Genomic DNA, 13,823 nt, shown 5'->3' with positions numbered 1-13,823 from the left:
GACGATGTCGAAGACGGGCAGCCTGATCGCGACGAACGTGTCCGCGTGCACGGAGTGGGTCGTGGCAGAGCGGGGCCAGGGTGGACGACGACCGCTCGACTTCGTCGCGTTCGACCTTCTGGTGGTGGGGACAGCCAGGTCTTTTATGGGACCGTGGGAAGGTGGCCGCGAACCATGAATATGACTACGACTCTGAAGATCTCCGTGCAGTCCATGACCTGCTGGGCGTCCAGGACAGCGAGAAGAACGCTCACACTCTGATCGTCGAGCGGTACGCCGCATCGAAAAACAAGGATCCCGATCCTCAGCTGGACGTTGAATACATCCTGATCAACGCAGAATTTACCTGGGGTGCACAAGCCGCCCTTGCGGGTGTGATAGGAAATGCCGTCTACGACGGCGCCAAGAGTGCCGTGCGATCTTTTGTGCGACGGTGTCGCCGGAAGGACAATTCCGGCCTTGACGCGGGTGAAGCCGAGGCGTTCGCGCTCTATGTGGTCGCTTACCTGGTCGTGCGCAAGCAGGTAGAGATCTCCCTCTGGTCGAACCATCCACCCAAGGCGGTGGCGGTGGCGAAGGAAGGAGATCACTGGATCTGCCGGTTCGAAAAGAGCTGGTTCACCCAGCTTCGAGAAAAGAAGTCGCCGGTCCGTACTCGAAAGATGGATGCCATATGGAAGAGGACCATCGAAATCAGGCTCGAAGCAGGGAGTCCAAGTATCCCGGATTCTCATTACAGGATGGGGACGGAATTGCGGTTGGCGACTCCCGCGGAAGCGCAGTCGCGCAGGCGGGGTGGCATCGCGGAAATTTACGGCGGCGAGGCGGACCGGCACGGGCTGGGTGAAAAGTTGGGAACCGTGTGGAAACGGGTGGGTTCTGAGATGCCTCAGGGGAATGTCGACACGGGCGGAATCTGCGGTGTCTAGAACTCTCTGGAATCACGAGCGAGTCAGTAGCCCTCGCGGGCAGCTTCCGGCCTGGGTTCCCTGTCGGGCCGCGACACCCACAACCTGGCCGTCGGCCCCGGCGCTGTGGCCAGGCGACGCCGGCATCCGTGCCACGGGCGAACCTGGCCTCGCCCTGCTCCACGACGGCTGAAGAGCCTTACGCCACACCAACGTCAGCTCCGCGAACTCACCCAGACCGCCGCAGATGCCCTGGCCGGCAACCACTTCAGGCACCGCTGAACCACGCCGAAACCCGTTGGGATCACGTCACTCGTCACGCGCACCGGCACCACCTGCGGAACACACAGTTCAAGGACCGTGAAGACCATACGTCGACGACCGCCATCGCGATTACGCCGTGCTTATCGAGAGACCGTGCCCCGGGCTCAGTCCGCGTACGTCGCGGCGATCGCGGCGGCCCGGTCGCGCAGTGTGGTGCGCAACCAGTCGGGGGCCAGGACTTCGACGTGCGCGCCCGGTTGCCACAGCGCCCATTCGGCGTGCCGCGCGTCCTGGAAGGTCGCCTCCAGCCGGACCCGGCCGTCGCCCTCGGTCCGTTCCGACAGGACCGCCACGGCGGTGTCCGCCAGGCCCGCACGGCGTTCCGGTGTCACCAGGGCCAGCACGGTGACCTGGTCGCCGCCGGACCGGAACCGGGTGCCGCGGTCCTGCCAGGCGCGGCCGAGGTCGACGCGGTCGGGGCGGGTCGCGGGTTCGTCCAGTTCCTCGGCGGCCAACACGCGCGACAGCCGGTAGGTGCGGTCCTGCCCGGACCGGGTGGCCAACAGGTAGGCCTGGCCGCGCGCGGTGACCAGGCCGATCGGGTCCACGGTGCGCCACGCCGGCGCCCGGTCGGCGGCGGCCCGGTAGTGGATGCGCAGCCGGTGCCCGGCCACGACCGCGCGGCGGACCTCGGCCACCACGTCGTCGGGCACCTCCTCGGTGGTCAGGCGGCGCAGGAGCAGGTCGGTGTCCGGGTCGACGAGCAGCCGGCGGACGGCGCCCGCAGCGGCGGCCCGTTGCGTCTCGGGCAGCGCGTCGACCACCTTGCGCATGGCCGACGCGAGCGCCGGGCCGAGGCCGAACGCCTGCGCGCCCCGCCGCGATCCGGCGACGAGCAGGGCCAGTGCCTCGTCGTGGTTCAGGCCGGTCAGTTCGGTCTGGAAGCCGGGCAGCAGCGTGAACCCGCCGAGCCGGCCACGTTCGGCGAAGACCGGGACGCCCGCGGCCGACAGCGCCTCGATGTCGCGCAGCACGGTGCGGGTCGACACCTCCAGCTCGCGGGCGAGCGCGGTGGCGGACAGCCGGCCGTGCTGACGCAGCAGCAGCACCAGCGACACCAACCGGTCGGCACGCACGCGGAAAACCCTACAAGGAATACATGACACAGGATGTCGTGATTCGACGGCAGGCTTGTCCGCATGACCTACGAACCGGCCACCGAGCCGAACGACCTGGGCAGGTACTTCATCGAACGCGGCAACGCGGGCGACGTCGACGGGCTGGTGGCGCTGTACGAGCCGGATGCCGTGCTGGCGTTCCCGCCGGGCAACCTCGCCACCGGGCACGCGCAGATCCGGGAAGTGTACGAGCGGTTCCTCGCCGCCAGGCCGGTGCTCACGCAGGGCCGGCAGCACGCGGCGTTGACGGGCGGCGACCTGGCGTTGACCTCGTCCACGCTGACCAGCGGCGACGTGACCGTGGAGATCGCCCGCCGGCAGCCGGACGGGTCGTGGCTGTGGGCCGTCGACCAGCCGGTGTTCGTGGCGTAGGCGGGAAGGTGGCGGGTGGGGCTCCCCCAAGATCCCCCACCCGCCACCGGGTCACAGGCCGAACGCCAGCAGCACCGTGCCGTGCGGACTCGGATACTCGGGCGAGTAGCCCGACTGCGCGTAGACCATCCCGTTCGCCACGACCGCGCCACCGCCGCCACCGGCGATCGCGCCGCCCCGGCCGGTCCGCCCGTCGACCCCGGCGAAGTCGCGGAGCGTGTCGAACGTCCACAGCACGCGGCCGTCGCGGGCCGAGTACGCCCGGAACTTGCCGTCGTTGGACCCCTCGAACACCAGGCCCGGACTCGTGGTCACGGCCGCGCCGTGCGCCAACGAGCACAGGTCCGGGTGGCCGGCCGCGCCGCCCGTGGTGCAGCCGTCCGCCGGGTTCGGCGTCTCCCACAGCACCCGGCCGGTGCCCGGGTCGACCGCGAACACCTTGCCCGGGTCGGCGAAGTACGTGGCGATGTAGAGCCGTCGGCCGTCGAAGCTCGACCCCCACTGGATGCCGGAGATGCCGCCGCCGGGCAGTGGCACGCCCAACTGCCGCCGCCACACCACCTCGCCGGTCGCCGCGTCGAACACGTGGTAGACGCCCAGTTTCTGGCCGACGCCGACCAGTCGCCGGCCGCCGACGGTGAACAGGTTCGGGGTGGCGCCGATGTCGTAGTCCAGTGCCGTGCCGTCCTTGAGCCCCGGGCAGTAGCCCTCGGCGTCGGGGGTGTTGCAGATCGCGCGCCACGTGTCGGCCTTGGTGACCTGGTTGCGCCACTTCACCGCGCCCGTGCGGTGGTCGAGCGCGAGCAGCGTGTCGAAGTCGCCCGCGCTGCCGGTGTAGTTCTGGCCGGTGCCCACGTACACGGTGCCGGTCGCCTGGTCGACGACCGGCGAACTCCACACGCCCGCGCCCGACGGTTCGTAGCGGGTGGCGCCGCTGGGCCACGTGCCGACCGCCTGCGGCTGCGGCACGGTGTAGTGCCGCCACGCCAACGCCCCGGTGGCGGCGTCGAACGCGTCGATGTGGCCGCGGAAGGTGCAGCACGGGTAGGCCGGGTCGTCGCCGGTGCCGTTGTTGTTCGCGTTCTCGCCGCTGGACGTGCCGACGTAGACCTTGCCGTCGTACACGATCGGCGAGCTGGTCAGCGTGGCCGACGGGTGCGTGTCGACTTTCGTCGTCCAGACGCGCTCGCCGGTGCGCTGGTCGAGCGCGTGCAACCGGCCGCCCAGGTCGCCGAAGTACACGCGCCCCTTCGACACGGACGGGCTGTCCCACACCAGCGGCGGTCGTTCGCCCGGCGGCAGGCCCGCCCGCAGGTCGGCCGACCACCGCTGGGCGCCGGTGCGCGCGTCCACGGCCTGGAACGTGCCGTCGTCCGAGCCGAAGTACGCGGTGCCGTCCACGATCGCGGGCTGGGAGCGCACCGGCGCCGCGGACTTCGGGTGGGCGTAGACCCATTTGAGCTTGAGCCGGTGCACGTTGTCGGGCGTGATGCGCCACTCGGCGGCGTTGTGCCGGGACCCCGACAGGTCCTTGGACCACGTGCCCCAGTCGCCATCGTGGCGTGCCGCGTCCGCAGTGCCCGCGGCCTGTGCCGTTGTGGTCAGGGCAGCCACCGAAACCGCGCACACGGCCGCGGCGGCGACTCGTCGTCGGATCGTCATGTCCTCCTCGTTCCCCTCGGTCCTCTGCCACCACCGTGGCAGCGACCGAGGGGGACGACGATCGGCGAACGGATCGGATCGGGTCGGCGAAAAGTCGATCCGGCATCCGTCGATCGACCGATTGCGCGGCCGACGTCAGTCCCAGCCGCCCTGGGCGGCGGTGGTCGCGGCGAACTCGGCGAACGTGCGCGGCTTGCGGCCCAGCGCCCGGCCGACGCCGTCGGAGACGTGCTCGTCGCGGCCTTCCCGCAGCGGTTCGATCACGTCGGCGAAGTCGGCGGGCCACCCCCGCGCGAGGAGTTCCTCGACGTACCGCTCGACGGTGATCGGCACGTAGCGCACCTCGCGCCCGGCGTGCTCGGAGATCGTGGCGGCGACCTCGTGCAGGGTCAGCGCCTCGTCGCCGGACAGGTCGTAGATCTCGCCCGAGTGGCCGTCCTCGGTGAGGGCGGCGACCACGACGTCGGCGATGTCGTCGACGTCGATGTAGGTCACCGCGCCGTCGCCGCCGGGCAGCCGCAGCTCGCCGGACCGGACGTCGGCGGCGAAGAACCCCTCGCTGAAGTTCTGCGAGAACCAGCCGGGCCGGCTGATCGTCCACTCCAGACCGCTCTCGCGCACCGCGGCCTCGCCGTCGAGGAACCGCGTCATCATCGCGGTGTCCTTGACGTAGCCGGGCACGTCGACGCTGCGGCCCGAGGCCAGCACGATCCGGCGCACCCCGTGCCGTGCCGCCCGTTCGACGAACGGCTGGACGAGGCGCATGCCGTCCAACGGCATCAGGTAGAGCGCGTGGACGCCCTCCAGTGCGCCGTCCCACGAGTCGGCGTCGTTCCAGTCGAAGAAGTACTCGCCGCCGCGCGCCGCCGCACGGACCGGTAAACCCTTGTCCCGCAGGCGGGAGACGACGCGGCGGCCGGACTTGCCGGTCGCACCGGTGACCAGGATCGGTTGTTCGGACATGCGATCAGCCAACCGCCGATCGCCGAGACGATCAATGGCTGGGAAGCTCACTTCGATGTCTGATCGTCTACGGTGGGTGGATGGACGCCGTCTCGGACCTGTTGACGGACGTACGGGCGCGCGGCGCCGTCTTCCAGCGGACGATCATGCGGGCACCGTGGGCGTTGCGGATCGTCGGCGGTGCCCCGTTGACCCTGGCCATGATGCTGCGCGGCCACGCGTGGATCGTGCCCGACACGGCGCCGCCCGTCCGCGTCGGCACCGGCGAGATCGCCGTGGTGCGCGGCGACGTGCCTTACACCGTGGCCGACTCGCCGACGACCGCGCCCACCCGGGTCGTGACCGACGACGACTACTGCACGCCGGCCTTCGGGCCGCTCGACGACGACGCCCCGGTCCTGCTCAGCGGCGCCTTCGAACGCCGGGGCGAACTCAGCGAGCACCTGCTGCACGCGCTGCCCGCCGTGCTGACCGTCCCGGCCGTCGCCCACCCGCCCGCGGCGGTCGTGGCGGACGAGATCGCCGCGGACCGGCCGGGCCGCCAACTCGTCCTGGACCGGATGCTGGACCTGATGCTCGTCGCCGCGCTGCGCCACTGGTTCGCCGCACCGCACACCGACGCGCCGGCCTGGTGCCGCGCGCTCGACGATCCGATCGTCGGCACCGCCCTGCGGCTGCTGCACGACACCCCCGACCAGCCGTGGACGGTCGCCGGCCTGGCCGCGAAGGCGGGCGTGTCCCGGGCGGCACTCGCCCGCCGGTTCACGACCCTCGTCGGCGAACCCCCGATGGCCTACCTCGCGAACTGGCGGGTCGCGTTGGCCGCCGACCTGCTGGACCGGACCGACCACACGGTCGCCACGATCGCCCGGAAGGTGGGCTACGCCAACGCGTTCGCGTTGAGCGTGGCCTTCAAACGCCTGCGCGGCACCCGGCCCAGCGACCACCGCCGTGCCCTGGCCGACCGCGCGTGATCATCGCGTGCGCCAGAGCACGGCGTGGTCGCCGTCGGCTTTCCCCGCCTGCCCGATGACGACGCCGCGGCCGTTCACGCGCGACGCGGTGCTGTAGGTGCCGTCGGGCAGCAGGCCGAGGTCGACCACCCGGCCGTCGCGGTCCCACCGCAGCGCGTGGGTCGTCCGGTCGTCGACCCACCCGTAGCCGACGATCACGCCGCGATCGCCGATCGCGGTGGCGGCCGTCGACCCGACGCCCGGAGGCGTCGAGAGTCCGGTGACCCGGCCGTGCCGATCCCAGCGCACGGCCCGGACACCCCGGTCGTCGCCGTGGTGGAGCCGCCGACGACGGTGCCGTCGACGCCGATCCCCGCCGGCCACGCGTGCGCACCGCCGGGCAGGGCCGACAACGCGGTGACGCGCCCGTCCCGATCCCACACCACAGGACGCGCGGACCCGGCACCGATCGAGAACCCGACCGCCGTACCGGCCCGGTCGACGTACCAGGCACCGCTCCGGTCGTCGCCCGGCAGGGCACCCAGGTCGACGATCCGCCCGGCGGCGTCCCACCGGGCCGCCCGCCACGCCGTCGCCGCCGTGTAGGCGCTGCCGACGACCACACCGCCGCCGATGGCGGCGGGCGTCGACGACCCGTACCCCGGCAGGACGCCGAGGTCGGTCGCCCGACCGGGCCTGGTCCCAGCGCACGGCGCGGACGCCGGTGTCAGGACCGGAGGCCGTGCCCACGGCGACCCCGTCCTCGTCGACCGCCACCGCCGTACCGACCGGTCGCCCGTCGAGGCCTGCCAACCGGAAGACCCGACCGTCCCGGTCCCAGCGGACCGCGTGCCGCGCGAGGGTCCGACCTTCGGCGTCGCGTCGGGCGCTCGTGCCCACGACGTTCCCGTGCCGGTCGATGTCCGACGCCCAGCTCGTGGTGTGGCCGGGCAGGACGTCGAGCACGGTCTTGCGCCCGGAGACGTCCCAGCGCACGGCACGGCCGGAACCGTCCCAGCCGACCACCGTGCCCCGGTCGTCGATCGCCGCCGCGTGCCCGAGCCCCAGGTCGACGATCCCGGTCGCGTCGTCCGCCGCCACGAGCAGCGCCGACACGCACACGACCACGCCCACATGCCCTGTCATGGTCCGCCACGTGGACATCGCGCCTCCGATCATCTCGGGGTTCGGCGCTTGCCCGGTACGGTCGCATCACACGCGACCACTCCACAGCCGGAGTCACCCGGATGCGGGGACGCCACCGGTCGAAGGTCGGACCCGGCCGGTCAACGCTGGTACTCGACCTCGATGGGCCGCTCCGGGCAGGTGGGGCAGACGAAGACGTAGAGGTTGCCGCCGCCGAACTCGACTCCCAACTCGTCCGGCAGCGCGGAGAAGTCCGGAACGGGCACCTCCACCACCGACTCCGGCACCACCCGGCTGCCACTGATGCCGGCGACGGCGGGATCGAGTTCCTGGTCCGGCCCCAGCCAGGTCCGCCCGGTGCCGCCGTTGGCCAGGCCGAACCGCACCTCCTTGTGGAAGGCGATCCGGGACACGACCTCCATCGGCATCCACGTCTCCCACCCGGAGATCTCGGAATCGGACACCGTGAGCAGCGGCGTCATGCGATGTCCCCGAGCGCAGTCCGGCCGGAAGGGGTCCTGGATCCACTCCATCCAGCCACCGACCTTCGTGCCCGGCGCGGCCGACAGATGCTCGCTGTAGTCCCACTTCTGCTCCCGCTCCCAGGCCACGATCCGCTCCCGTAGCCCGTCCGAGGGCAGTTCCCGCAGTTGCGGGTACTCCACCACCCGTTCCGGCGCGATCCGGCACGGGTTGGGCAGGAAGTCGACGTCGGAGTGCTCACGATCCGGCTCCGGGGCGACGGCCACTTCGGCCACCGACGCGCTGTCCCGCCACAACACCCGGAACCGCGGCGTGTAGTAGGGCTCGTGACCGCGCGGGCACCACAACACCTGGCACACGTCGGTCCCCTCGGGGAACGGCAACTCCGGCACGTCGCGCGAGTAGAACTGCGCGACCGACACCAACGGCGCCGCGACGACGGGCACCGGAACACCCGCGTCCGCCATGTGGTCGTCGTCCCCGCACACCGGCCACGGCTCGTTCGCCGGCCACAACAACGGCCCACCCAACGAGGACTCCTGGGCGGTGGTTTCCCCCCGCCGCGGATACAGCCGCACCGCGGTCCGCGTCAATCCCGCCAGCTCCGGAAACAACGCGGCCACGTCGACCGGCTTGTCCGGCGTCGTGAATCCCATGAACCCAGCCCCCCGTATCGCTGAACGATCCAGTTCCAAGATCGAGTCTGTCACCCCCGTCCGACATTTCCCGTGGTTCCCGATCAAGGCCGCGGTCACCCTGGCGGGAGGGGATACGTCCGCAATCGACGACTGGAGCCCGTGCGGCCGCGGTAGGTCGAGGCCCGGCCCGGTCGACGATCCCCTGCCGCGCCGGGATGTCGGGAGGGGACGACCCGGTGGGCCTCCGGCGGGCTCGCGCGGCCGGCCAGGCTCCTCGGTGGTGGCCACGCGGTGGCCCCTGCGGCGGGTGGCCGGGCGAATTCCGGTGGGGCTGCCGCACGGACGGACCTCTCAGGCACCGTCGGGTGGGCGGTGCACGTCCGAGCACGTACGTTCGAGCGTGGAGTGGGTGCGTTCGGACCGGTGTGCGGCACCCGGTCGGCACCGTCCCGGGTCGGCCGAGGGGCACCTTCCGATCCTGGTGCCGCCAGGCGACAAGGCGGACGATCTCCGGCTCCGGACCTTCAGTCCCGCGCATCGCGGTCCGCCTGGGTCTGTCGGCGGACCGCGTCGGTCCGGTCGCCTACGCCCTGGATCGCCTCGGCCAGGACCGGGTCGACGGCGCGGACCGTGTCGAGCGCGGCCAGCAGCGGCTCCACCAGCAGCGCCGTGTCGTCGTCGGCCAGTGCCTGCCGCACCACCACGTCGACCGACCCGACCCGACCCGCCAGCCCGCGCAGGTCCGCCGCGTTGTCCCGGGCCCACGACGCCACCGCACGGTCACCGGCCCGACGGTCGCGTTCCGCCCGCACCCGTTGCTCCGCCGTACCGGCCGCGCCGACCGCCCGCACCCGGAGATAGCGCCGTTCCGCGGCCTGGCGGCTGGCCACGCCCAGGGCCGGTGCGAGTTCGGCCCAACTCGCACCGGCCGTGCGTGCCGACTCGATCAGCATCGGCTCCCACGCCGCCAGTTCCTCCCGCAACCCGCGCAGCACGATGAGTGCCGTCAGCAGTTCCGCGGTCGACGCCTTCCCGTCGACCCCGTCCGCGACGATCGCCCGGATCGACCCGTACGCACCCGTGTCCATGCAGTCATCCTAACGACGACAGGACAGCCTGTCGTCCATATGCTGACGTTCGATTGGTCGTCATCGGCGTTTCCGGGGAAGTCGGACCCGTACGGGACGGCCCTCGCAGGGCCGTCCCGTACGCGCGTCGTAGACAGGAGGGGGACCTGGCCTGCTACGAACAAATCCGGACAAATGGGGTGGGCGCGCCGGTCGCGTGCCCACCCTCAGACGATCAGCAGGGGAACGTGCCGAAGGTCGCGCCCGGGTAGTTCGTGTGGATGTACATCAACAGCAGGGACGCTCCGTCGACGAACTCGTAACAGCCGCTCACGTTGACGGTGGAACCGTTGGCGGTGTAGCCGTAGAACGCCTGCACCGTGTGACCGTTGCAGTTGCGGTAGTACTGGGCCATCGGTCGGCCCGCGGGCCACGTCGGCGCGAACTGTGTCCAGCACGATGGTGGCTCGCTCGCCGCGATCCGGACGTCGTCCACCCGCGGCAACACCTTGTCGATGACACCACCGGGCTTTCCGATCTGCTTCGCGTTGTGCGAATCCAACACCGTCACCGCCGCGTTGCCGGACTGCGCCGCGACTTCGTCCGTCGATCCGTTCGCCGCCGCCGCGCCCGCCACTGTGCCGCCGATCAAGAGTGCCGCCGCGACGGTCATGACCAATTTCGATCGCACCGCGTTCTCCTCGGTTCGAGTCGGTCTGGATGTCCGAACGCCATGCAAACGCGGTCCTTGTCGGCTCGGCACCCGGCCAGGGCGCCGGGACAGGCCCGGACAGAGTGGGACAACCGCCCGATCACGGCTGTGACACAGTGGATCTGGATCACTACTATTGGTGGCACGAACAGCATCACGTATCAAAGTGACCGGACAAGCTGCGTGTGGACTCGGGGGAGACCGCATCGTGACGACATACGGCCCAATGGGCAGGCCGACTCCCGACTCGGTACGGGATCAAGCCCAATTCGTCGAGGCGATGGCGTGCCTCAAACGCTGGACGGGGATGACGGTCCGTGAATTGGAGAGAGCCGCCGCCCGAGGGGGAATGCGCCTGCCGCGGAGCACTCTCGCCGCGGCATTACGCCGGACTTCCGTCCCACGACAGGACCTTGTGGTGGCGTTCGTACGGGCATGCGGCGCCGATGACGACGAGGTCGACCGCTGGGTCGCGGCCCGACGTCGGGTCGTGGTGGGCCTGGAACCCGAACCGATCGAGGTGCGGGACGGCACCGCATCGATCCCGGAAGGTCCCGACGAGACCGAGCCGAAGCGGAGTGCACGACTGAAGGCCCTGGTCGCCGTGGCCGTGCTGGCGGTGTCGGGCACCGCGATGGCCGTGTGGTGGTCGACCGACGACCGGAACGCGATCCCGCCGGAGGGGGCACGCGTCCTGAGCGCGCCGGACGGGAAGACGAGGGTCGGCACGCTGCGCGTGGAGCACAAGTACTCCGTGTACTGCCGACTGGGCGGCTCACAGCCGTGGATGCTGACGTTCGTGCACACCACGGAGGTAGTGGGCTGGGTCGACGCCCGTGACCTGCCGACCGCGGACGTGCCGGACTGCGCGCGGGCGGGCGAATCGGCGCCCGCCCGCACCGGCTACCTGTGGCAGCAGGGCAAACCCGGCACGACCAGCGAACACGTCGGCGACGTGAAGCTCGGCGTCGGGCACGACGAGAACCTGCGGTGGTACGTGTTCCGCGAAGGCGAACCGTATCCCGCCAGCAGGGAAACCGGCTGGTACGCGGTGGTGGACGTGGGTGCGCCCGAGCCCAGCGTCGGTTTCGTCAACTGCTCCCAGTTGGTGCTGCCGTGCGCCCGGTGACCCCGGACGTCCGATGCCCGGGTGCCGCGCGACCCCCCGCCGCGCGGCACCCGGACGGGTCAGCGCCGCAGCGCCGGGGCTTCGCGGATGAAGGTGTCCAGGACGCCGTCGCCGATCTTGACCTTGCTCTCGAAGCGGGTCGGGGCCACGACGTCCTCGGCACGGGTCGTCAGGTCGGCGGCCTCGGCGAACCAGCGCTCGGCGCCGGCGTCGTCGCCGCCCGCCCGCGACGCCAGGCCCTTGAGCGTGGTGAGCAGGGCCTGCGCCCACAGGTCCGCGGCGTCGAGCCAGTCGGTGGCGTCCTGGGCGAATCCGTCGTCGGTGGTCGCGGTGCGGATCAGGCCGGGTGCCTGGGCGAGCGTCTCCGCGTACTTGGTCAGCTCGTCGATCGCCTTGCCGTGCTCCCCCGCGGCCCACTTCTCCCGGAACGAGGCGATCCGCCGGGCCAGTTCCGGCGCCTGGGGCTGCCAGGTCTGCCCCGGCTCGTCCAGCACCGGTGCCAGGTGGTTGAGGTCGAAGAACGCCATGAGGGCGGTCACGACCTTCTCGTCGCCGCCGCCGAGCCACTCGGCGTACTGCCGGGTCGACTTGGCGGGGTCGTACGCGCCGTCGTTCCAGGCGAAACCGGCGACGCCGAACACACCGGGCTTGCTGGCGTAGGCGAACTCCATGGGGTTGGCGATGATGCCGGTCAGGTGCGCCCCGATGCCGGGTTTGCGTTCGGCGTACGGCCCGAACAGCATGCGGCCGGCGGCCGTGTCGAAGTCGGTCGTCGGGTAGTTGTCCCACACCAGGGGCTTGCGGCCCCACACCTGTTCTGCGTCGGCCGCCTCGGCCACCTCGATCGACGTGGGGGTCACGCCCACACCCGTCCACATCATCACGACGCGCTTGTCGAGGTACTCGCGGTAGGCCTTCTTGTACGGGGTGTCCTTGACGTCGAAGTACTCCGCGGGCACCGTCTGCAACGGGCGGACGTCCTGGAGGCCGGGCAGGAACACGCCCTGCACCTTGTTCAGCAGTTCGACCTGCGCCTGGGCGAGGTGCTCCTCGGTCCACGGGCCGTACCGCCGCTCGTCCTCGGGGCAGTTCCACTTGTCCTCCCACACGTCGTCGAGCGGGATGGAGAAGGACCGCACACCGATGTCGTACATCGAACGCAGTTTGGCGGTCAGCGCGTCGTAGTCGTCGGCACTCGTGTAGCAAATGGACAATCCGGGCGCGAGCGCGTAGGTGAACTCGATGTGGCGGTCGCGGGCGGCCTCCACCAAAGTCGTCAGTTGGCCCTCGCGCGACTTGTCGAACAACCGCCGCCAGTCGTCGCGGTGGTACGGGTCGTCCTTCGGCGCGTAGATGAACGAGTTCACCTTGAGCCGGCCGTAGAACTCCATCTGGTCCATTTCCTCGGTGGCGGACCAGGGCGGACCGTAGAACCCCTCGACCACTCCCCGCTGCCTCATCGACGGGTAGTCGGTGATCCGCACGGACGGGAGGGCGTCCGGTTTCAGCAATTGCCACAGCGTCTGGACGCCGTAGAAGGTGCCGGCGTCGTCCGCTCCGGCGATCACGACGGCGTCCTTGTCGGCGGACAGGAAGTAGCCCTCGGCCGGGATGGACTGGGGAAGGGACACCCCGGCGGACTTGACGTTGGCGCCGTCCAGCTTGCCCAGGCGCACGATCATCGGCTCCCTGGGCGCGTCGAGGCCGTAGTCGAGGCTCGACACGTTGCCCACCCCGGCCTCGCGGAACGCGTCCACGGCGGCCTGGACGGTGTAGTCGTCGGCCTCGGGATCGGCGATGATCATCACCGCGTCCGGCAGGTCGATGTCCGCGCCCGAACTCTCGGCGTGCTGGGGCGTCGGCCAGATCGGCGGGACCGCACCGACCTTGTCGGGGTCGTCCCGCAAGAACAACCACACGACCGCGGAGGCGATCAACACGATGACTACCGCCAGTACTGCTATGCGCATGGATCACCTCTCGGGGAGGCGGTGCGGACGCCGTCCGGCGTCCGCACCGCGCGGAATTCGGTGGTCGCGTACGTCCGGTGACGGGTTCACGTCGGACCTTGTGGAACCCACCGGGTCAGGATCGACGGCGACCACGTTCCGCATCGTGCGGGTCGTGAACACGAACACCCCGCCGGTCATCCTTTCGTCACGTCGTCCATCCGGGACACTACAGCGCCGGAAGCGGACCTATTCGGCATCGACCGGGTTACCACCGCGAGAATCGACGAATCGTCGAGGTGAATTCGTCACGGTGTGCTCCGGTTCCTGCCCGTCCGGTTCCGGGGGAGGTGGTACCCCCGTCGGGGGCACCACCGGAAGACCCGGGACGCCCTCGGG

The 13,823-nt window shown here is 70.8% G+C and carries 12 protein-coding genes; 4 read left to right on the top strand and 8 right to left on the bottom strand.

What is annotated here, in order from left to right:
• Window positions 1–80 precede the first annotated feature (80 nt).
• Window positions 81–929 carry a hypothetical protein gene (locus tag F4559_RS16175; protein ID WP_184669631.1) on the top strand — a complete coding sequence of 283 codons (849 nt, stop codon included), beginning with the start codon at window positions 81–83 and terminating at the stop codon, window positions 927–929.
• Between the two features lie 407 nt (window positions 930–1,336).
• On the opposite strand, the gene F4559_RS16170 is transcribed toward F4559_RS16175, so the two are convergent.
• Window positions 1,337–2,308, bottom strand: a complete 972-nt coding sequence (locus F4559_RS16170; protein WP_184669630.1) for a helix-turn-helix transcriptional regulator — start codon at window positions 2,306–2,308, stop codon at window positions 1,337–1,339.
• Between the two features lie 63 nt (window positions 2,309–2,371).
• Between F4559_RS16170 and F4559_RS16165 the strand changes: the two genes are divergently transcribed.
• Window positions 2,372–2,722 (top strand): YybH family protein, encoded by a 351-nt coding sequence (locus F4559_RS16165; protein WP_184669629.1) that lies wholly within the window; start codon window positions 2,372–2,374, stop codon window positions 2,720–2,722.
• A gap of 51 nt (window positions 2,723–2,773) precedes the next feature.
• On the opposite strand, the gene F4559_RS16160 is transcribed toward F4559_RS16165, so the two are convergent.
• Entirely contained in the window at window positions 2,774–4,384 is a 1,611-nt protein-coding gene (locus tag F4559_RS16160; RefSeq protein WP_184669627.1) for an outer membrane protein assembly factor BamB family protein, read from the bottom strand.
• A gap of 135 nt (window positions 4,385–4,519) precedes the next feature.
• Entirely contained in the window at window positions 4,520–5,347 is an 828-nt protein-coding gene (locus F4559_RS16155; protein ID WP_184669625.1) for an NAD(P)H-binding protein, read from the bottom strand.
• An 80-nt stretch (window positions 5,348–5,427) separates the two neighbouring features.
• Here F4559_RS16155 and F4559_RS16150 point away from each other — a divergent pair, with 80 nt between their 5' ends.
• On the top strand, window positions 5,428–6,321 hold the full coding sequence (locus F4559_RS16150; RefSeq protein WP_184669623.1) for an AraC family transcriptional regulator: 894 nt from the start codon (window positions 5,428–5,430) through the stop codon (window positions 6,319–6,321).
• Here F4559_RS16150 and F4559_RS16145 read toward each other — a convergent pair whose 3' ends face one another.
• The 4 genes from F4559_RS16145 to F4559_RS16130 all read right to left on the bottom strand — a co-directional run bounded on the left by F4559_RS16145 (window position 6,322) and on the right by F4559_RS16130 (window position 10,325).
• Entirely contained in the window at window positions 6,322–7,446 is a 1,125-nt protein-coding gene (locus F4559_RS16145) for a hypothetical protein (protein WP_184669621.1), read from the bottom strand.
• Between the two features lie 140 nt (window positions 7,447–7,586).
• A complete protein-coding gene (locus tag F4559_RS16140) occupies window positions 7,587–8,585 on the bottom strand; it encodes a YwqG family protein (protein ID WP_184669619.1) in 999 nt (332 codons plus the stop codon).
• Between the two features lie 506 nt (window positions 8,586–9,091).
• A complete protein-coding gene (locus F4559_RS16135; RefSeq protein WP_184669617.1) occupies window positions 9,092–9,655 on the bottom strand; it encodes an HSP18 transcriptional regulator in 564 nt (187 codons plus the stop codon).
• A gap of 214 nt (window positions 9,656–9,869) precedes the next feature.
• Window positions 9,870–10,325: a hypothetical protein gene (locus F4559_RS16130; RefSeq protein ID WP_184669615.1), complete on the bottom strand. Its 456-nt coding sequence runs from the start codon at window positions 10,323–10,325 to the stop codon at window positions 9,870–9,872.
• 439 nt (window positions 10,326–10,764) lie between these two features.
• Between F4559_RS16130 and F4559_RS16125 the strand changes: the two genes are divergently transcribed.
• Window positions 10,765–11,475: a hypothetical protein gene (locus F4559_RS16125; protein WP_184669613.1), complete on the top strand. Its 711-nt coding sequence runs from the start codon at window positions 10,765–10,767 to the stop codon at window positions 11,473–11,475.
• Between the two features lie 59 nt (window positions 11,476–11,534).
• Here F4559_RS16125 and F4559_RS16120 read toward each other — a convergent pair whose 3' ends face one another.
• On the bottom strand, window positions 11,535–13,445 hold the full coding sequence (locus tag F4559_RS16120) for a glycoside hydrolase family 84 protein (RefSeq protein ID WP_184669611.1): 1,911 nt from the start codon (window positions 13,443–13,445) through the stop codon (window positions 11,535–11,537).
• Window positions 13,446–13,823: the final 378 nt, after the last annotated feature.

It is taken from the genome of Saccharothrix violaceirubra, from assembly GCF_014203755.1.
GTDB classification, from domain to species: domain Bacteria; phylum Actinomycetota; class Actinomycetes; order Mycobacteriales; family Pseudonocardiaceae; genus Actinosynnema; species Actinosynnema violaceirubrum.
This window is presented reverse-complemented; position numbering and strand designations above follow the sequence as displayed.

Bases quoted from the DNA above. Each gene is read 5' to 3' on its own strand.
- F4559_RS16140 (WP_184669619.1), bottom strand. From the start codon at position 8,585: ATGGGATTCACGACGCCGGACAAGCCGGTCGACGTGGCCGCGTTGTTT.
- F4559_RS16160 (WP_184669627.1), bottom strand. From the start codon at position 4,384: ATGACGATCCGACGACGAGTCGCCGCCGCGGCCGTGTGCGCGGTTTCG.
- F4559_RS16150 (WP_184669623.1), top strand. From the start codon at position 5,428: ATGGACGCCGTCTCGGACCTGTTGACGGACGTACGGGCGCGCGGCGCC.
- F4559_RS16145 (WP_184669621.1), bottom strand. From the start codon at position 7,446: ATGACAGGGCATGTGGGCGTGGTCGTGTGCGTGTCGGCGCTGCTCGTG.
- F4559_RS16135 (WP_184669617.1), bottom strand. From the start codon at position 9,655: ATGGACACGGGTGCGTACGGGTCGATCCGGGCGATCGTCGCGGACGGG.
- F4559_RS16155 (WP_184669625.1), bottom strand. From the start codon at position 5,347: ATGTCCGAACAACCGATCCTGGTCACCGGTGCGACCGGCAAGTCCGGC.
- F4559_RS16165 (WP_184669629.1), top strand. From the start codon at position 2,372: ATGACCTACGAACCGGCCACCGAGCCGAACGACCTGGGCAGGTACTTC.
- F4559_RS16120 (WP_184669611.1), bottom strand. From the start codon at position 13,445: ATGCGCATAGCAGTACTGGCGGTAGTCATCGTGTTGATCGCCTCCGCG.